Genomic DNA, 18,163 nt, shown 5'->3' on the forward strand with positions numbered 1-18,163 from the left:
TCTGGCTTACAGGCCCAGGATCATCTGCGTGATGATGTTTTTCTGGATTTCATTCGAGCCGCCATAGATCGATGTCTTGCGGTAATTGAAGTAGTACGCGGCCAGCGGCGCGGCCAGGTCGTCGCCAGCGCTGCTGTGCGGCGCGCTGCCGTCAAGAAATGCCGGGTCGAATGGCAAGGCTTGCGGGCCGATGGCTTCCACCATCAATTCCGTCAGTTGCTGCTGCAGTTCCGAGCCGCGCACCTTCAGCATGGACGCCTGCGGTCCCGGCCCCTTGCCCTCGTCGCTGATGACGCGCAAGACCGTCATTTCCAGCGCCATCAATTCGATTTCCAGGGTAGCGACCTTGGCGGCAAACGCGGGGTCGTGCAGCAGCGGCGCGCCGCGCTTGGTCTGCTGCATGGCCAGCTGTTTGAGGAAAGTCAATTCGCGCTTCGAGCGGCCCACGGCGGCGATGCCCGTGCGCTCGTGGCCCAGCAGATACTTGGCGTAGGTCCAGCCCTTGTTTTCCTGGCCGACCAGATTGCTGACGGGCACGCGCACATTGTCAAAAAAGACTTCGTTCACTTCGTGTTCTTCGTCGAGCATGATGATGGGGCGCACGGTGATGCCCGGCGTTTTCATGTCGATCAGCAAGAAACTGATGCCTTCCTGCTTGCGCACCGTGCTGTCCGTGCGCACCAGGCAAAAGATCATGTCCGCGTGCTGGCCCAGGGTGGTCCAGGTTTTCTGGCCATTGACGATGTAATGGTCACCATCGCGCTCGGCCGTCGTTTTCAGCGAGGCCAGGTCGGAACCTGCGCCCGGCTCAGAATAGCCCTGGCACCACCAGTCGTCGCAGTTGAGGATACGCGGTAAGTAATATGCCTTTTGTTCGGCGTTGGCGAAGGCCATGATGACGGGCGCCACCATATTGACGCCGAAGGGCAAAATCGGCGGCGTGGCGGCGCGCGCGCACTCGTCTTCCCAGATATGGCGCTGCACGGACGTCCAGCCCGTGCCGCCGTATTCGACGGGCCAGGCCGGCGCGGCCCAGCCTTGTTGCGCGACAATCTTGTGCCAGCGCACATAGTCGTCCTTGGCCAGACGCAGATGCTGGCGCACCTTGCGCTGCAAGTCCGCCGGCAGATGGGTGTCGAGGAAGGCGCGCACCGTGTCGCGGAACGCCGTCTCCCCGGCCGTGTAATGCAGGTCCATGTCTGTCTCCTTGTTCTTATGAGTTGCCGTGATGCCTGCACGCAAGGAAGCTCAGCGCACAAAAAAGCACGACCGTTCTCAAGGATTGTACAACAGATTGGGAGCGGCGCCAGGGCTTTTACACAGGCCGGCGCCGGGTGGCATTGGCCGGCTGGCGGCCCGCAGCCGCCGTTGGCATCGCGTCTATGTGTGCGACAGAATATTGATGAGCTTGCCAAAAGGGTCGCGCACGAAAAAGCGCCTGACGCCCCAGGGCTCATCGCTCAGCCCGTATTCGATGACAAACCCTGCGGCAACCATGCGTGCAAATGCGGTATCGACGTCATCGACTTCAATCGACAGGTCTGGCACAGCCGTGTTCGAGCCGCCTTGCGTGGCGAAGCTCACTTGAACACTCATCTCGGTTTGCGCACCATACGTCATGATCCAGCCGTGGTCCATCAGCAGGCTCAGGCCCAGCACCTCCTCGTAAAACCTCCGCGCCAGGCCCGGATCCGACACGGGGACATTGGCAACGATACGCTTGACTTGCATATTTTTCCTCCGTGTTAATGATTGAACCATTCAAAGCTCACCCCTGCCATTCCACATCCACAACCGCACCCAGAAGTGGTGGCGAATCGAATTGAAATTCATTCCATGGCAGATAGCCAATTCCACCACCTGCCGGTAGCAGGCAGCCAACTCGCCCTCTCGTCCGTCAAGTTCGGAAGTAAGTACCATGGATGGTTCAGACCGTGGAAATGAAGGCAGCTGAAGGCACTGTGTACATGTTGACGTGTCCACGCCTGCATGTCTGTCCGGACCGAAATAGAACTCTTTCTTCAAGAGAAAGCAAAGCTCTACATTCAGCAACGAAACTGGTTTGGCTTCAGTCATCCAAGGTTTCATATGGTTGCAATAAAATTAATCTCAAGGGTTCTACGAAAAGGTCCGCTTCTGACGAGATTGCCACTTTTCACGATTGCCTTTTTAGTAACATCCCACGTAGAAGCAATTCCAATGCCGCAACTCCTTTTATCAAGCGCGCATTGCCTTCGTCACCGTCGGCGATCCAGAACGCCGCTTCTGCCAGACTGCCGTAGATCATCGAAGCCAGTGCCTCTGGGCAAGTGTCGGCCACGATGCCTTGATGAATCAGCTCGCGGATAAGCCCTTGCATCGACTCGAGGCAATGACGCTGCGAGTCCGGTGAAGCGCCTCCCAGCACCGCCCTGGCATCGCGTAAAACGATGCGCTGAATTTCCGGCTCCAAGGCCATCTCCAGATAGGCACGGCAGCGATGGCGAAAGCCTTCCCACAGATCGCCAGCGCTGTCGGAGATGCTTTGCAGGCGACCATCCATTTCCGCGTCGATCTGCTCTACCACCGCCAGCAGCAAGCCCTTCTTATCGCCGAAGTGATGATACAGCGCACCACGCGTCAGTCCTGCCTGCGCGGTGAGGTCGTCCATTGACGTATCGGCATAACCGCGCTCGCTGAACACTGTGCGGGCGGTAGCCAGCAACGATGCTCGGGTTTCTTCCATCTCCACACGCGTGCGGCGAACCATTGCTTTCCCCTTACATACATACGTATGATTGTTTACATACAGTACGTATGAATATATACTATTCATACGCGATGTATGTATTATCACTGGGACGCGTCTCCGCTGCAAGCATCGCATGCAGGGACCGATATCGATCCCCTTTGGCATCCGCTGCCACTGCATATCAGCGGTCCGACGCCGCCTTTACCGGCACAAGCCGTTTATCGAATGATCAAATGAAGGATATGCACCATGAGTACGTCCCCCTACGCTGCCGCAGAAACGGCTGTCCGCCACCCGTGGCTGGCGGTCAGCGCTGTCGGCATGGCCACCTTTTCGGTCGTGACGACGGAAATGCTGCCGGTCGGCCTGTTGACGCCGATCGCTGACACCCTGGGCACCTCCACCGGAACCGCCGGGCTGATGATCTCGCTGCCAGCATTGCTGGCGGCCTTGTTCGCGCCGCTGGTCGTGATCGTCTCGGGAAACCTGGACCGGCGCACAATTCTCTGTGGCTTGCTCACTCTATTGTTGCTCGCAAACATAGCCTCGGCTCTGGCGCAGAACATGGCGTGGATGCTGGCGGCACGTGTTCTCGTCGGTTTTTGCATGGGCGGAATCTGGGCCATCGCCGGCGGTCTGGCGTCCCGGCTTGTTCCTGCCCGCTCGATCGGCTTGGCAACGTCGATTATCTTCGGTGGCGTGGCGGCCGCTTCCGTGCTGGGTGTGCCGCTAGGCGCACAAATCGGCGACGTTGCAGGATGGCGCTGGGCCTTCGGCGCCATGGCGCTGTTCAGCGGCCTGGTACTGGTGCTGCATCTGGCTGTCATTCCCGCCCTGCCCGCTGCCGGTTCGACGACCTTGCGCCAATTCGGCAAACAGCTGCACAACCGGCAGTTGCAGGCGGGGCTGCTCCTGACCCTGTTGCTTGTAACCAGCCATTTCACGGCCTTTACCTTCGTGCGCCCGCTGCTGCTGTCGATGTCGGGGTTTGATGCGCAATGGCTGGGCACACTGCTGTTTTCCTATGGCTTCGCGGGCATCATTGGCAACTTCCTGGCCGGCGGCGTTGCGGCGCGGTGCGCAGCGCCAACCATCCTAGCCATCGCGGGCGGCCTGCTGCTCACGCCACTGCTGTTTCTGGCTGTCGGCGACTCCAGCATCGCTGGCGGCGTGGTGTTGCTGGCTTGGGGACTGGCCTACGGCGGCGTATCGGTCGGCCTGATGACCTTGATGCTGAAGGCGGCGCCCGGGGCCGTGGAGATCGTCGCCGCGCTGTATGTGGGAGTCTTCAATATCGGCATTGCGCTCGGGGCGTGGGCCGGCGGTCAAGCCGTGGACAGGCTGGGCCTCTCGGCCAACCTCTGGCTTGCCGCAGGTTTCGCCGCTGCTGCTTTGCTGCTGGCTTTTGGCATCAACTTTGTTAATGCCAACAAACAACTTGGCCCTGCACGAGATTGACTCTTGCCGCCATCAGCCATACAAATGCAGCAGCACCTGCACGGCGACGATCTTGACGATGGTCATGCTGGGGAAAATCATCGCATAGCCCAGGTTCGGGCGGTCCGACTTGGCCAGGCGGTTGGCGAACACCAGCACGGCCGGATTGCCCGTGGCGCCGGCCGCGATACCGAGCAACTCGGGAAACGGCAGGCGCAGGAAGATTTTGCCCAAAATCACCACGAGGGCCACCACCACCAGCACCGTCACTGCCCCGAGCGCCAGCATGGGCAAGCCGTCGGCGCCCACCTGCTGCACGAAAGGCAAGCCGGAGGCCATGCCGACGGAGGCGAGGAAAATCGTCAAGCCATAGTTGCGCATGACCAGGTTGGCCGACAGCGGCAGGCGCCAGCTGATCTTGCCGACACGGCCCAGCCGTCCCAGGATCAGCGCCATCACCAGCGGACCGCCGGCCAGGCCCAGGCTGAACGAGCCTATCCACGGCAAGGGGATGGGCACCAGGCCCAGCAGCACACCCAGCACCATGCCCATGCCCAGCGACACATAGCTGAACTCGGCCGTGGCCGTGATGGAATTGCCGAACAGCTTGCGCACGTCGGCCGCATGTTTGGCCGGCGCAATGGCCATCACGCGGTCGCCAAATTCCAGCGTCAGGAAGGGATGGGGCAAAATCATGGCGTCGCCACGCCGGATGAAGGCGATCTGCAGGGGGAAATCTTTTGCCAGGTTCAGCTCGCCCAAGGGCACGCCGACGATTTCCGCGTCCGACACGAACACTTCCGTGCCGTCGAACGCGCTGCGGTCCTTCATCAGCCGTCCCGGGTCCAGGTGGCCCAGCGCCGTGCGCGCCGCTTCCACGCCCGCCACCGTGCCCGACACCATCAGCGCGTCGCCCACGCCCAGCACCAGGCCAGGATCGGGCAAGCGGTTCTGGTGGCCCTGGCGCACGCCGATCACTTGCACGCCCGCCAGCGGGCCGTCGGCCAGTTCGGACAGGGCCGCACCCGCCAGTTTCGCTTCGTCGATGGTAATTTCGGACACGACGATGGGGGCCGGCGGCGGCGTCAGCACGGGTTTTAATATGCGCCCGGCCAGGTACAGGCCCAGCATGGGGCCGACGACGCCGAACGGATACGCGACCGCATAGCCGACGGCCGCGTCGCCATTGCCGTGCGACGCTTCCAGCGCCGCCTGCAAGGCGGCCGTGCTGGTCATGGCGCCGGCAAACACGCCGCTGGCCATGCGCAGCGAGATATCGATCCACTGCCCGCCCCAGACGGACACGGCCAGGCCGCCCATGACGGCGGCAAAGGCGATCAGATTGTGTTTTTGCCCCGCCCCGCGCAAGCCGGCGAAAAACTGCACGCCGTACTGCACGCCTATGCCATACAGAAACAGCAGCAGGCCGATCGAGCCGACCATGGGCGGCGGCACGGAACCGGGAGCAAATGCGCCCAGCGCCAGCCCCGCGAACAGCACGCCGCCCACGCCCAGCGAAAAGCCGAACACGCTGATGCGCCCCAGCGCATAACCGGCGCCGATGACGAGAAACAGGGCGAGGATGGGGGTGGACTCCAGCGTGTGGCGAAATAATTGAAGCATCGGGCAACCTTGGTCTGGGGAAGGCCCAGTTTAGCATGCACAAAAGCAACACCATGCCTCGATGACAAGCAAGCGTGCGCCGTATGGCGCAGTAAAAAGCGGGCAAAAAAAAAGCCCGCTACGGGAGCGGGCTGAATCTAATTCCTGTGAGGAAGTAGAGGAGACAGGTGCAATGATGCCGCGTCGCAACATATAAATCCAATTGCATGTTGTGATGATAGAAATATGCTTTATCAATATCTCGTTCAGGCCGTGCCAAAAATGACGAGTTTTCGATGCGATCGTTGTTCACGCGTCACCAGCACGCGGGCTTGCCCCACGCTTACGCAAACCTGCGGCGCAAACCCCGCTGGCAAGGTCTGCGCATCGCGCGCGATGCGTTGCTGCTCATTGATCAGGTCATAATCTGCACGCTTGAAAAACAGTTGCTCGATACCGGCACCGGCGTTTTCCGCTGGCTGCGGCTTGACGACGATGAGCGACCAGTTCTCGTCACCGAGAAACTGCTTTTGCTTCAGGAAGGCGTTGACCCTGTCCGCAGGCGGCGCCGAACCGGGCAACTCGTTCTGATACAGCGCCAGCGGACACAGCAGCGTGCCGGCCGGCCACCCCATATCAGGCAACGCTGCGACCGTATCCGGCCGCAATAGGGCGAGATGGCGCTCAAGCGGATGCCGCTCGTCCGAGCAGGCGCCCAGCGCCATCAGCGCGAGCATGCCCGCAGCGCGAAACAAAGGCTGCATCAACTTGCCTCCTTGTATGTTTATGGTTAAACAAGCTTATATTAAGGGATGCGGTCGCGGAAGCAGGCAAAAAAAAGCCCGCTGCGGGAGCGGGCTGAATCTAATTCCTGTGAGGAAGTAGAGGAGACAGGTGCAATGATGCCGCATCGCAGCATCATTATCCAATTGCATGTTGTGATGACAGAAATACGATTGTTCTATATCTCAGCCATAGCGGCCTCCCCTGCCCCTGCGATTCCTATGCCACGTTGTCGGCACGCAAGGTTTTCGCGGCCGCCACCATGTTGGCCAGCGCGGGAATCACCTCTTTCCAGCCGCGCGTTTTGAGGCCGCAATCGGGGTTGACCCACAGGCGCTGCGCGGGAATGCGCTCGGCCGCCTTGCGCATCAGATTCACCATCTGTTCCTGACTCGGAATATTGGGCGAGTGGATGTCGTAGACGCCGGGGCCGATATCATTCGGATAATTGAACTCGTCGAAGGCGTCGAGCAATTCCATGTCGGAGCGCGAAGTTTCGATCGTGATGACGTCTGCATCCATGCCGGCGATCTGCGCGATGATGTCGTTGAATTCCGAATAGCACATATGCGTGTGGATCTGCGTTTCATCGGCCACGCCGTTGGCCGCGATGCGGAACGATTCCACGGCCCAGCGCAGGTAGTCGGCCCAGTGCGACTTGCGCAGTGGCAAACCTTCGCGCAGTGCCGCCTCGTCGATCTGGATCACGCGGATGCCGGCCCGCTCCAGGTCCAGCACTTCGGCGCGCATGGCCAGCGCCAGCTGGTGGCACGAGACGGAACGGGGCTGGTCGTCGCGCACGAAGGACCAGTTCAGGATGGTGACGGGACCCGTCAGCATGCCTTTCATCGGCTTGTCCGTCAGCGACTGGGCGTAAGTGCTCCACTCGACCGTCATGGCGCGGGGGCGGCTGATGTCGCCAAACAAAATGGGCGGCTTGACGCAGCGCGAACCGTACGATTGCACCCAGCCGAACTGGCTGAAGGCATAGCCGTCGAGCTGTTCGCCAAAGTATTCCACCATGTCATTGCGTTCCGCTTCGCCGTGCACGAACACGTCCAGGCCCAGGGTTTCCTGTTCCCTGACGCAACGGGCGATTTCCCCCTGCATCAGCTTTTTGTAGCTGGCTTCGTCCAGCTGGCCGTTGCGGAACTGGCTGCGCGCCTGGCGGATTTCCGCCGTCTGCGGGAAGGAGCCGATGGTCGTCGTCGGATACAGCGGCAGTTGCAGCAGCGCAGCTTGCTTGACGGCACGCTCGGCATAGCCGCTCAGGCGCTGGCCCAACGTCGCATCGATGCGCGCCAGGGCCGCTTTCACGTGCGGATTGTGCACGCGGGTCGACTGGCGGCGCGCTTGCACGGCCGCAAGATTAGCATCGAGTGCCGCCTGCACGGAGGCGCGGCCCTGGTTCAGGGCGCCGGCGATGGTGTGCACTTCATCAAGCTTCTGGCGGGCAAAGGCCAGCCAGGACCGGATATCGTCATCGAGCTTATGCTCGCTGTCCAGGTCGACAGGCACGTGCAGCAGCGAGCACGACGGGGCGATCCACAAACGGTCTTGCAGGCTGGCGTGCACGGGTTCCAGCCACGCCAGCACTTGCGTCAAATCCGTCTTCCAGATATTGCGGCCATTCACCACGCCCAGCGACAGCACACTGCTGGCGGGCAATTGGGCGACGACTTGTTCCACCTCATCGCGGGCGTTGACGGCATCGAGGTGCAAGCCTTGCACGGGCAGCTTGCACGCCAGCGGCAAATTGTCTTGCAGCTTGCCGAAATACGTGGCCAGCAACAGTTTGACGTGCTTGACCTTGCTCAAGGCATCATAGGCCGTGACGAGGGCCTGCTGCCACGCGCCGTCGAGTTCCGTGACGAGGACCGGTTCATCGATCTGCACCCACTCCACGCCCTGGCTCGCGAGTTCCTGCAGTAGTTGCACGTAGACGGGCAGCAAGCCTTGCAGCAGCGCCAGCTTGTCGGAATCATCCTTGGCCTTGCCCAGCAACAAATAGGTGACGGGGCCGATCAGCACGGGTTTGGCTTTCACGCCGAGCTGGCGCGCTTGCGCCAGTTGCCGCAACAGGCGGCTGCTGTCGAGCTTGAATTGCGTCTCGGCCGAAAATTCCGGCACGATGTAGTGATAGTTGGTGTCGAACCATTTCGTCATTTCACCGGCGTGGACGCAGCTGCAATCGCTGTCGCTGGCCGAGCGGCCTCGGGCCACGCGGAAATAGTTGTCGAGCGCGGCGCCTTCCAGGCCGCGCACGCGCTGCGGCAGGTTGCCCAGCGTAAAACTCAGGTCCAGCACCTGGTCATAGAAGGAAAAGTCGCCCACGGGCACGAAGTCCAGCGCGCGCTGGTCTTGCCAGTGACGCTGGCGCAACTCAGCGCCCTGACCTTCCAGCGCGTCCAGGCTGCTGTGGCCCTTCCAGTAGTCTTCCAGGGCGAATTTCAGTTCGCGTTTGGCGCCGATGCGCGGGTAGCCCAAATTGTGTGTCGTGACGGTCATGGCGGTTGCCTCCCAGTGAAGTGTGGGGTCATCATAGAGGCTTTCATCCATGAAAAATAATGGTAAAACTTCATACATCCATTATTAATATTCATGCATTAGCATGCTGAACGTATTCACGAGGCCGCGCCGCGCGGGGGCGGGCGCCTCGTTCGCCGCGCGTGCCGGCCGGTGCCCAGGACCAAAACGACAGGCAAAAAAAAGCCCGCTGCGGGAGCGGGCTGAATCTATTTCCTTGGAGGAAGATAGAGGAGACAGATGAATGATGCCGCGTTGCAGCATATAAAACCACTTTATATTCGTGATGTCAGAAATACGCAGCAGTGATATTAGGGGCAACAGACAATTCCATACGGCAACTTTTATGCTGCCGCTTCCGTCTTTCCGTCGCTGGAACGCAACATATTCTTGATGCCGCGCAAGGCTTGCCGCACGCGGGCCTCGTTTTCGATCAGGGCAAAGCGCACGTATTCATCGCCGTACTCGCCGAAACCGATGCCGGGCGACACGCTCACCTTGGCCTTTTGCAACAGCAGCTTGGCAAATTCCAGCGAGCCCAGGTGACGGTAGGCTTCCGGGATATGCGCCCAGATATACATCGACGCCTTCGGCTTTTCCACCATCCAGCCTGCTTCATGCAAGCCTTTCACCAGCACGTCGCGGCGGCGCTGGTACTGCGCGCAGATTTCCGTCACGCAGCTTTGATCGCCTTCCAGCGCGGCAATGGCCGCCACTTGCACGGGCGTAAAACTGCCGTAATCGTGGTAGCTCTTGATGCGCGCCAGGGCCGCCACCAGTTCCGCATTGCCCACCATGAAGCCGATGCGCCAGCCCGCCATGTTGTAGCTTTTCGACATGGTGAAGAACTCGACGGCCACGTCGCGCGCACCGGGCACCTGCATGATGGACGGCGCCTTCCAGCCATCGAAGGTGATGTCGGCGTACGCCAGGTCGTGCACCACCAGGATATTGTGCTGCTTCGCCAGCGCGACGACGCGCTCGAAGAATTCCAGTTCCACGCATTGCGCCGTGGGGTTCGACGGGAAACCCAGCACCATCATCTTAGGCTTCGGGTAGCTTTCGCGGATCGCGCGTTCCAGTTCGGCAAAGAAATCCACGCCCGGCCCCATGCGCACGGAGCGGATATCGGCGCCCGCGATGACGGCGCCCCATATGTGGATCGGGTAGCTGGGGTTCGGCACCAGCACCGTGTCGCCCCGGTCCAGCGTCGCCAGCATCAAATGGGCCAGGCCCTCTTTCGAGCCGATGGTGACGATGGCTTCGCTGTCCGGGTCGATGTCGACCTCGTAGCGCTTCTTGTACCAGTGTGCAATCGCGCGGCGCAGCCGCGGAATGCCCTTGGACGCGGAATAGCCATGCGTGTCGGGGCGTTTCACCGTTTCGACCAGCTTGTCCACGATGTGGGCCGGCGTGGCGCCATCGGGATTGCCCATCGACATGTCGATGATGTCCTCGCCACGGCGGCGCGCGGCCATCTTGAGTTCGGCGGTGATGTTGAAAACGTAGGGGGGAAGACGATTGATGCGCGAAAAGCTGCGCGGAGCTTGGCTGTCGGTCATGGTTATCTCTATACGTAAGCGCCCGGATCCGTCCGAGCGACGTTGGCGCAGTGGCTGCGCCTGCAACGATACTAACCCGGCTTCGCAAGAACTGGCAAGGCCGATTCGGACAAGCTACAATACGCGCTGATCGAAAATGAGCGCACCGGTTGGTAACCCGGTAAGTGCCCGGCACAGTCCGGCATGCTCCCGCCCACGCGGACCCACGGCGCTGACCCTTGGCTGTTACACCAGCCGGGGAGGTGTTCTGGTTCGTGCATTTTCCCGCCGCGCCATCCCTCCCCTGCTTTGATTAGGAATATAAAACGGATGGCAACACACGACACCGCAGTAACTGGCATGACCCTGGACCGCGCCGGCATCGAGCAGCAACTGGCCCTGCCGGTGCGCCACTTCATCGATTGCGCCTTCGATGGCGAAGACCTGTCACGCCTCGACTTGCAGGGCTGTACGTTTGAACGCTGCACCTTTGCCGACACCAGCTTGTTCGCCAGCAAACTCGCGCGCAGCACCTGGCGCCGCTGCCGCGCCGGCAGCGCCGATTTCGAATCCGTCGACGCCGTTGACGCGAATTTCGAAGGCTGCGACCTGAACAACACGAAATGGCGGCGCGCCAAGCTGGCATCGGTCACCTACCGGGGCTGCAAGCTGACGGGCGCCTCGTTCGAGGAAGCGGCCCACCTGGGCTTGACCTTCGAAGACAGCCTGCTGGTGGGCGCCGACCTGCGCGGCTTTTCGTTCCGCAAGGCAATACTCAAACAGCTCGATTTTTCCGACGCCTACCTGGCCGGCTGCGACTTCCGCGACGCCGTCTTCGAAGGGGGCAGCTTGCGCAACGCCACCATCAAACTGGCGAAGTTCCAGGGCGCGGACTTGCGCGGCGCCGATATCGACGGTTTCAAACTGAGCGAAGCTGCGCTGCTGAAAGGCGCTGTCATCACGCATGCGCAGGCGGCCAACTTCATGCGGGCGCTCGATCTGGTGGTGATGTAAGCCTTGCCCACAACCGTTATTGACAGCAAGCTTGCGGTAAAAGCAGGTTGCCGCAACCAAGGGTTCAGGGCTGGTGGCATTTTCCATGTCCATCGCCCACGCTGCGTCGCTCGCCAGTGGTTTTTCAGGCCCACACAATTTCTCACGCCACGCGATTCACCGCAGTCCATGCCAAATAATGCGTGCTATATTCCGCACGCAGGTTTCCATTTAAACATCCGCCGACGATACTGCCCAATAACAATGATGAAGATAATAAAAATAATCTTATTCATACTGCTGTGCATCCTGACATCCATCACCATTCCGCCAGCGGGAGTAATCTTCAGTTATATGGCGCTGCGTGAAAACAAGGAGAGCATCAGAAGATTTATCGTCAAGATATCTCCCGACACCGAAAAAATCATCCCTGCGCTGATCGAAAGATATAACGATCCCAAGACCATTATTTCACTTGTTATTTTTTCCATTGCCACGATAGGCGGCCTGATCCTCCTGGTTTCGCACCTGCATATCCAGGAAACAGATGATTATGTAAATTACATCCTCGAACAGGTGGCGCTGACAGGCATTCTCGTCGTTGGGGTGTCAGGCATTGCATGGGTACTTTTTTCGCTGAATTCCGTTTTTGCAAGCCTGCTGGCAAAAGTGGGGGTTTCCCTGGCGGTGTCTGCCTGCGTGATTTTTTCGCGCCTGAGCGCTGTCGATTTTTTTGCGGCCAATTTTCCTTTTCCGCCGTCCTACCTGCCCTTTTCGTTTGGCCTCGCCACCCTGATATTTGCCTTCTCGTTCAGCGCCTTTGCCTATGCTGTGCTGGCAATTATTTTTGAGGTCATTTTCCTGTTGTTCTTGTTTATTTTCGATTTCAAGACCAATAAAAAAACCACTTACTTCCTCTTTGCAATCTCCATTGCTGGCTTTATCGGAAGTTATTCGGCGGCCCAGGCCATGATCCAGGGCATATCAAACAAGGGGCCACTGTTCATGATCAAGGCCGCTGAACGTTATGACTTCACTACCAATCATATGTGCCAGGTGCAGGAGGGCGAAACTGTCCTCTTCATTGACAATGTAGCGGATCGCGCGATTGCAGCGACTTTCCCGCCGCCCCCGCAAGGCGAAAAAATTTCCCCTCGAAATATCTCTGATGCCACATTAAAAAGCTATCTGCCGACACATTTCCGCACCGTGCATTGCAACCAGCTAGCCGAAGCACAAAAGGAAGCTGGCTGGTGCGGCAGTCCCCAACGTTATGGCTATTGTGATGCCGATGGCAAACAGCGCAAATAAAGAGGCAAAAAAAAGCCCGCTATGGAAGCGGGCTGAATCTATTTCCTTGGAGGAGATAGAGGAGACAAGTGCATCTTGCGGCATCGCGGCATATCATGCCACTTTATATTCATGATGATAGAAATATCCATCAGTGATAATGAGATGCCATCAGGGTTTCAAGCCGTGCGGCGCGTGCCCAAGGGTAAAAATTCTGCCAGCCACACCAGCAGGGCCAGGCCCGGAAACGCCATGCCGGTCAGCAAGGTTGCCTGCCAGCCGTAGCTGGCATACACCCAGGCGCCGACGGCCGAGCCGGCCGCGCCGCCGGCGAAGAACAGGGCGAAATACAGGCCGTTCAAACGGCCCCGCACTTCCGCGCCCAGGCTGAAGATGGCGCGCTGGCCCAGTACCAGGTTGGCCGCCACGCCCATGTCGAGCACGATGGATGCCACCACCAGCAAGCCCAGCGCCACGTGCTTCGATTCCGGGGCGAACATGGGCAAGGCAAACGCGACGATACCCAGCGCCAGCGCGGCAGCCGTGGCGGGCAAGGTGTGGCCCGCATCGGCCAGGCGGCCCGCGATGGGCGAGGCGACGGCGCCCGCCATGCCCACCAGGGCGAAGATGGCGATGCCCGTTTGCGACAGACCGAACGCGGGGCTGGCCAGCACCAGCGGCGTGACGGTCCAGAACAGGCTGAAGGCGCCAAACAGGCCCGCGTGATAGGCGGCGCGGCGGCGCAGCACGGACGTGCCCAGCAGCAAGTGCCACAGCGAGGCCATCAGGGCTGGATATTTCATGCTCGACACGGGCTGACGCACGGGCAAGGCACGGCGCAGCACCAGCGCCAGCACTACCATCAGCACGGCGGCGCCGCCAAACACCACGTGCCAGCTGGCGTGCGCGGCCACCAGCGACGCCACGGGACGGGCCAGCATGATGCCCAGCAACAAGCCGCTGACCACCTTGCCCACGGTTTGCCCCCGCGTCGCTTCCTGCGACAGGTGGGCGGCAAACGGCACGATCACTTGCGCCGCCACGGAACCGAGGCCGATGGCCAGGGCGGCGGCCAGGAAGACGATGGCGCCCGTGGAGAGGGCCGCCACCACGAGGGCCGTGGCCGTCACCAGCAAGGCCGTGACGATCAGGCGGCGGTTTTCCAGCAAGTCGCCCAGCGGCACGACAAACAGCAGGCCCAGGGTATAGCCCACTTGCGTCAGTGTGACGATCAGCCCGGCTGCCTTGGCCGACAGGCCCGTCGAGGCGCTGATGGGGCCGACGAGGGTTTGCGCGTAATACAGATTGGCGACGATGAGGCCGGAAGCGATGGCCAGCAACAGCACCATGGCCGGTGCAATGTCGTGGGGAGCGGAAGATGAGGCCTTGTTCATGTTGTTTCCTCGGTTCGATAGGGATGTCGCCATTCTAGGGAAAACTATGGCAAAGATAATCAGGGCATAATCCACTTATACTTTTCACATAAAATGAACAATGAGAATGGAAGCTATCCTATGGACAAAATCAAGGCCATGCAGACCTTCGTGCGCATCGTCGAAGCCAACAGCTTTTCCAAGGCGGCCGAAACCCTGAATTTGCCCCGTGCCGCGCTGACGGCCACCCTGCAAAAGCTGGAAGCCTACCTGGGCACGCAATTGCTGCAGCGAACCACGCGCCGCTTGTCGCTGACGCCGGAAGGGGCCGAATACTTTCGCCATTGCATTGATATTTTGAGAGCCGTCGACACGGCGGAACTGGCATTTCGCGGTCCCGACGCGAAAAAGCCGCGCGGCTTGCTGCGCATCAACCTGCCCAATACGGTGGGCCGCAGGTTGGTCGTGCCGCATATCGCGCACTTCCACGCCGCCTGGCCGGACGTGCAATTGCAGCTGAGCCTGACGGATCGCCTGGTCGACCTGACGCAGGAAGGCATCGATTGCGCCTTGCGCGTGGGCACCTTGCAAGATTCCGCCTTCATCGGCAAACAGGTCGGCCTGATGCGCTTCGTCACGTGCGCCTCGCCCGCGTATCTGGCGCGGCACGGCACGCCGCACACCCTGGCGGACCTGGCCACGCACCAGGGCATCATGCATTACTCGGGCCGCACGGGCCGCGCCTTCGACTGGGATTTCCAGCAAGGCAAGGAAGTGCTGCGCGTACAGATGGCCGGCCCCATCGCCGTCAACGACGCGGACGCCAGCGTCGATTGCGCGCTGCAGGGGCTGGGACTGGCGCAGGCGGCCGTGTACCAGGTGCGCGCGCACCTCGACAGCGGCGCCCTGGTGGCCGTGCTGGCCGATCATCCGCCCACGCCCATGCCGATGTCGCTGCTGACGCCGCAAGGCCGCCTGGCCACGCCCAAGCTGCAGGCATTTGCTGGCTGGATCACGGCCTTGCTGGCGGCACAGCCCGACGTGCAAGCGCCCACGCACAGAATCTGAGGCAAAAAAAAGCCCGCTGCGAGAGCGGGCTGAATCTATTTTCTTGGAGGAGAATAGAGGAGACAAGTGCATTATGCTGCATCGCGGCATATCGATCCAATTGATTGTTGGAATGATAGAAATACGCCAAACGGATAACTGATCGGGGCGAAAAAAAACCGGCTCCACAAGGAACCGGTTTTCTAGTGCATGAAAGCCTTACTTCGCTGCCGCCACCGGCGTCGCCTTGCCATCGGCGCCATACGGCAAGACCTTCGCCGCCATGCGGGTATCGGCCTTGATCAGCGCCACTTCGTCGGCCAGGATGCGCGCCGCTTCGTTCAGCAGCACGTCCTTGGCGCTCTTGGCGGCCGTTTCGGCATCGAGTTCGGCGCTCAGCGCGCGTTCGTCGCCCTGCAAGCCGTCGTCGGTGCGCAAGGCGCCCTTCACGGCGGCGATCTGCTTGGCCGTCTTGCTGGCCGCTTTCGCGCCCTTCAGCACGTCTTTCGGATCGGGAATCACCACCAGGTCGTCGGCCGGATTCGAAATCTGCGCGATCAGGCGTTTTTCACGGGCCTTCGCGCGCGCTTCCTGGGCATCGCGCTCCTTGCGGCGCACGGTTTCATTGAGCGAAATCTGGTTTTCCTTGCGCTGCTTGACGACGAGAGCGATGTCATCGAGCAAGTACTGGAAATCCTTGTCCTTGGCCACGCGCGCTTCATGCTTCTTGTCCAGCAGCGGCACGATATCCTTCAGGTCGCCCGTCGGCATGTACGGCGCCGGCTTGATGGCCACCCATGGCAAGGCATTGTCATAGCTCGATTCGCCGAAGTTCTCCGTGTCCGACATGGCCGGCAGCTTGATGTCGGGCGTGACGCCGCGCAACTGCGTGGTGCCGCCGTTGATGCGGAAGAACTGGGCGATGGTCATCTTCAGCTCGCCGAAACGGGCTTTCTCGCTGCCGCCGAAACGGTCGAGGTTGAACAGGGTTTGTACGGTGCCCTTGCCGAAGCTGCCTTCGCCGATGATGACGCCTCGGCCGTAATCCTGCACGGCGGCGGCGAAAATTTCGGAAGCGGAAGCGGAACCGCGGTTGATCAGCACGCCCATCGGGCCATCCCAGGCCAGGCCCGCGTTGGTGTCGCTTTCCACGTCGACCTTGCCTTCGGCATTGCGCTGCATCACGACCGGTCCCTTGTCGATGAACAGACCCGTCAGTTCGACGGCTTCGTTCAGCGAACCGCCGCCGTTGTTGCGCAAGTCGATCAGGACGTTGTCGACCTTGTCCTTCTTCAACTCGGCCAGCAAACGGCTGACGTCGCGCGTAGCGCTTTTAAAGTCCTTGTCGCCACGGCGGCGCGCTTCGAAGTCCTGGTAGAACGTCGGCAGGGCAATGACGCCGATGCGGCGCTTGACGCCGTTCTCGCGCACTTCGATGATCGATTTCTTCGCCGCCTGCTCTTCCATGCTGATTTTCTTGCGCACCAGCGGCAAGACGACGTGCTTGGCATCGGGGCCGGCATCGGCCGGCAGGATGTCGAGGCGCACGACGGAATCCTTGGCGCCGCGGATCAGCTGCACCACATCGTCGATGCGCATGCCCAGCACTTCGGTGATGGGGCCGCTTTCGCCCTGCCCCACGCCGACGATGCGGTCGCCCACTTTCAGCTTGCCCGACAGGCCGGCCGGGCTGCCCGGCACCACTTCGCGCACCACCGTGTATTCGTCGCGCGTCTGCAGCACGGCGCCGATGCCTTCGAGCGACAGGCGCATGGCGATGTCGAAGTTGTCCGAGGCGCGCGGGCCCAGGTAATTGGTGTGCGGTTCGATCGACATGGCATACGAGTTCATGAAGATCTGGAACACGTCTTCGCTGTTGAGCTTGCGCGAACGGGTCGTGTAGCTTTCATAGCGCTTGTCCAGCGTCTCGCGGATGGCCTTGTCTTCCTTGCCCGCCAGTTTCAGGCGCAGCCAGTCGTTCTTGACGCGCTTGCGCCACAGGTCGCGCACTTCCTCGTCGTTCTTCGGCCAGGCGGCCTTTTCGCGGTCGAGCTGGTAGCTCTCGTCGGCGGTAAAGTCGAACTTGGTTTTCAGCAATTCACGCGCATACGCCATGCGCTCGTCGAAACGCTGCTGGTACAGGTTGTAGATGGCAAACGGCGCCGTCAGGTCTTCATTGATGATGGCGTCGTCGAGCTTGGTGCGCAAGGGAGCGAAGCGGTCGATGTCGGCCTGCACGAAGAACAGTTTTTCTGCGTCCAGGGATTTGAAATAGCGGTCGAAGATTTTCTCCGACATGGCGTCGTCGAGCGGCATGGCCTTGTAATGGACGCGCGTCAATACGCGCGATGCCCACAAGGCGGCCTGCGTTTGCTGGGCCAGCGGCTTCATGGTGAGCGGAGGAGCGGCGCTCTTGTCCGTCTGGGCTGCGCCAGCGTGGGCTGACAGGGCGAGCACCAGGGTGACCAGCATCATTTGCTTCTTCATCGGCTTCTCCGAAAATTAGTTAAATCAATTCCAGGCGGCGCAGAGATGCATGCGCCAGCCAGCAAGACAGTAAGGGGATACACGACTGGTCTGCATATTATTCTACAGGATACGGCCTGGCAGTCTCCCAAGGAAGATCAGTTTCTTCCTGGAAGCTTAAACGCGGATTAAAGGCGGCGTCTCATTCATTACAAAGTGAAACATTCGTGAGAAAAATCGCATCATTCAGCAGCGATGAATATCAACATGCGCCACTGGAATGAAAAAAGTCAATAGATTGAAGCGGCAATCCTTGATCTCAATGATGTTTTTATGTGAAAAAGTGATTCCTGCGGGAAACACTTAGTAACAAA

General features: G+C 60.4%; 13 protein-coding genes. 4 read left to right on the forward strand and 9 right to left on the reverse strand.

Translation table 11 applies throughout. From position 1 onward, the window contains the following. Positions 1 to 6: 6 nt before the first annotated feature. From AC3RCG_RS18000 to AC3RCG_RS18010, 3 genes are all read right to left on the reverse strand, one after another. The gene (locus AC3RCG_RS18000) at positions 7 to 1,197 is read right to left on the reverse strand and encodes an acyl-CoA dehydrogenase family protein (RefSeq protein ID WP_121669853.1); all 1,191 of its coding nucleotides are present in this window, start codon (positions 1,195 to 1,197) and stop codon (positions 7 to 9) included. Between the two features lie 183 nt (positions 1,198 to 1,380). Further along, the gene (locus AC3RCG_RS18005) at positions 1,381 to 1,731 is read right to left on the reverse strand and encodes a VOC family protein (protein WP_492402760.1); all 351 of its coding nucleotides are present in this window, start codon (positions 1,729 to 1,731) and stop codon (positions 1,381 to 1,383) included. Positions 1,732 to 2,155: 424 nt separating this feature from the next. Continuing rightward, complete coding sequence (locus tag AC3RCG_RS18010) at positions 2,156 to 2,749, reverse strand: TetR/AcrR family transcriptional regulator (RefSeq protein ID WP_492402758.1); 594 nt, start codon at positions 2,747 to 2,749, stop codon at positions 2,156 to 2,158. 231 nt (positions 2,750 to 2,980) lie between these two features. Here AC3RCG_RS18010 and AC3RCG_RS18015 point away from each other — a divergent pair, with 231 nt between their 5' ends. Next, positions 2,981 to 4,189 (forward strand): MFS transporter, encoded by a 1,209-nt coding sequence (locus tag AC3RCG_RS18015; protein ID WP_492402756.1) that lies wholly within the window; start codon positions 2,981 to 2,983, stop codon positions 4,187 to 4,189. Positions 4,190 to 4,201: 12 nt separating this feature from the next. On the opposite strand, the gene AC3RCG_RS18020 is transcribed toward AC3RCG_RS18015, so the two are convergent. The 4 genes from AC3RCG_RS18020 to alaC form a co-directional block, all read right to left on the reverse strand. Further along, on the reverse strand, positions 4,202 to 5,791 hold the full coding sequence (locus tag AC3RCG_RS18020) for an aspartate:alanine exchanger family transporter (RefSeq protein WP_070313515.1): 1,590 nt from the start codon (positions 5,789 to 5,791) through the stop codon (positions 4,202 to 4,204). A 245-nt stretch (positions 5,792 to 6,036) separates the two neighbouring features. Continuing rightward, complete coding sequence (locus tag AC3RCG_RS18025) at positions 6,037 to 6,534, reverse strand: hypothetical protein (RefSeq protein ID WP_070222921.1); 498 nt, start codon at positions 6,532 to 6,534, stop codon at positions 6,037 to 6,039. A gap of 238 nt (positions 6,535 to 6,772) precedes the next feature. Continuing rightward, positions 6,773 to 9,061, reverse strand: a complete 2,289-nt coding sequence (gene metE / locus AC3RCG_RS18030; RefSeq protein ID WP_492402753.1) for a 5-methyltetrahydropteroyltriglutamate--homocysteine S-methyltransferase — start codon at positions 9,059 to 9,061, stop codon at positions 6,773 to 6,775. Positions 9,062 to 9,423: 362 nt separating this feature from the next. Then, the gene (gene alaC, locus AC3RCG_RS18035) at positions 9,424 to 10,641 is read right to left on the reverse strand and encodes an alanine transaminase (RefSeq protein WP_083293730.1); all 1,218 of its coding nucleotides are present in this window, start codon (positions 10,639 to 10,641) and stop codon (positions 9,424 to 9,426) included. 309 nt (positions 10,642 to 10,950) lie between these two features. Here alaC and AC3RCG_RS18040 point away from each other — a divergent pair, with 309 nt between their 5' ends. Both AC3RCG_RS18040 and AC3RCG_RS18045 read left to right on the forward strand, forming a co-directional pair. Continuing rightward, on the forward strand, positions 10,951 to 11,634 hold the full coding sequence (locus AC3RCG_RS18040; RefSeq protein ID WP_070313511.1) for a pentapeptide repeat-containing protein: 684 nt from the start codon (positions 10,951 to 10,953) through the stop codon (positions 11,632 to 11,634). Positions 11,635 to 11,637: 3 nt separating this feature from the next. Then, positions 11,638 to 12,924 carry a hypothetical protein gene (locus AC3RCG_RS18045; RefSeq protein WP_409028411.1) on the forward strand — a complete coding sequence of 429 codons (1,287 nt, stop codon included), beginning with the start codon at positions 11,638 to 11,640 and terminating at the stop codon, positions 12,922 to 12,924. Between the two features lie 158 nt (positions 12,925 to 13,082). Here AC3RCG_RS18045 and AC3RCG_RS18050 read toward each other — a convergent pair whose 3' ends face one another. Further along, a complete protein-coding gene (locus tag AC3RCG_RS18050) occupies positions 13,083 to 14,297 on the reverse strand; it encodes an MFS transporter (protein WP_409028410.1) in 1,215 nt (404 codons plus the stop codon). A 120-nt stretch (positions 14,298 to 14,417) separates the two neighbouring features. On the opposite strand from AC3RCG_RS18050, the gene AC3RCG_RS18055 reads away from it, so the two are divergent. Next, positions 14,418 to 15,344 carry a LysR family transcriptional regulator gene (locus AC3RCG_RS18055; protein ID WP_492402750.1) on the forward strand — a complete coding sequence of 309 codons (927 nt, stop codon included), beginning with the start codon at positions 14,418 to 14,420 and terminating at the stop codon, positions 15,342 to 15,344. A 198-nt stretch (positions 15,345 to 15,542) separates the two neighbouring features. On the opposite strand, the gene AC3RCG_RS18060 is transcribed toward AC3RCG_RS18055, so the two are convergent. Further along, positions 15,543 to 17,810, reverse strand: coding sequence for a carboxy terminal-processing peptidase (locus AC3RCG_RS18060; RefSeq protein WP_409028408.1), 2,268 nt, complete (start codon positions 17,808 to 17,810; stop codon positions 15,543 to 15,545). Between the last annotated feature and the right edge of the window lie 353 nt (positions 17,811 to 18,163).

Source organism: Janthinobacterium sp. GW823-FHT01H08 (assembly GCF_058797855.1).

Excerpts from the sequence above, each read along its gene's own strand:
- AC3RCG_RS18050 (WP_409028410.1), bottom strand. The coding sequence starts at position 14,297 with ATGAACAAGGCCTCATCTTCCGCTCCCCACGACATTGCACCGGCCATG.
- AC3RCG_RS18055 (WP_492402750.1), top strand. The coding sequence starts at position 14,418 with ATGGACAAAATCAAGGCCATGCAGACCTTCGTGCGCATCGTCGAAGCC.
- AC3RCG_RS18040 (WP_070313511.1), top strand. The coding sequence starts at position 10,951 with ATGGCAACACACGACACCGCAGTAACTGGCATGACCCTGGACCGCGCC.
- AC3RCG_RS18025 (WP_070222921.1), bottom strand. The coding sequence starts at position 6,534 with ATGCAGCCTTTGTTTCGCGCTGCGGGCATGCTCGCGCTGATGGCGCTG.
- metE (WP_492402753.1), bottom strand. The coding sequence starts at position 9,061 with ATGACCGTCACGACACACAATTTGGGCTACCCGCGCATCGGCGCCAAA.
- AC3RCG_RS18015 (WP_492402756.1), top strand. The coding sequence starts at position 2,981 with ATGAGTACGTCCCCCTACGCTGCCGCAGAAACGGCTGTCCGCCACCCG.
- AC3RCG_RS18005 (WP_492402760.1), bottom strand. The coding sequence starts at position 1,731 with ATGCAAGTCAAGCGTATCGTTGCCAATGTCCCCGTGTCGGATCCGGGC.
- AC3RCG_RS18060 (WP_409028408.1), bottom strand. The coding sequence starts at position 17,810 with ATGAAGAAGCAAATGATGCTGGTCACCCTGGTGCTCGCCCTGTCAGCC.
- AC3RCG_RS18010 (WP_492402758.1), bottom strand. The coding sequence starts at position 2,749 with ATGGTTCGCCGCACGCGTGTGGAGATGGAAGAAACCCGAGCATCGTTG.
- alaC (WP_083293730.1), bottom strand. The coding sequence starts at position 10,641 with ATGACCGACAGCCAAGCTCCGCGCAGCTTTTCGCGCATCAATCGTCTT.
- AC3RCG_RS18020 (WP_070313515.1), bottom strand. The coding sequence starts at position 5,791 with ATGCTTCAATTATTTCGCCACACGCTGGAGTCCACCCCCATCCTCGCC.
- AC3RCG_RS18000 (WP_121669853.1), bottom strand. The coding sequence starts at position 1,197 with ATGGACCTGCATTACACGGCCGGGGAGACGGCGTTCCGCGACACGGTG.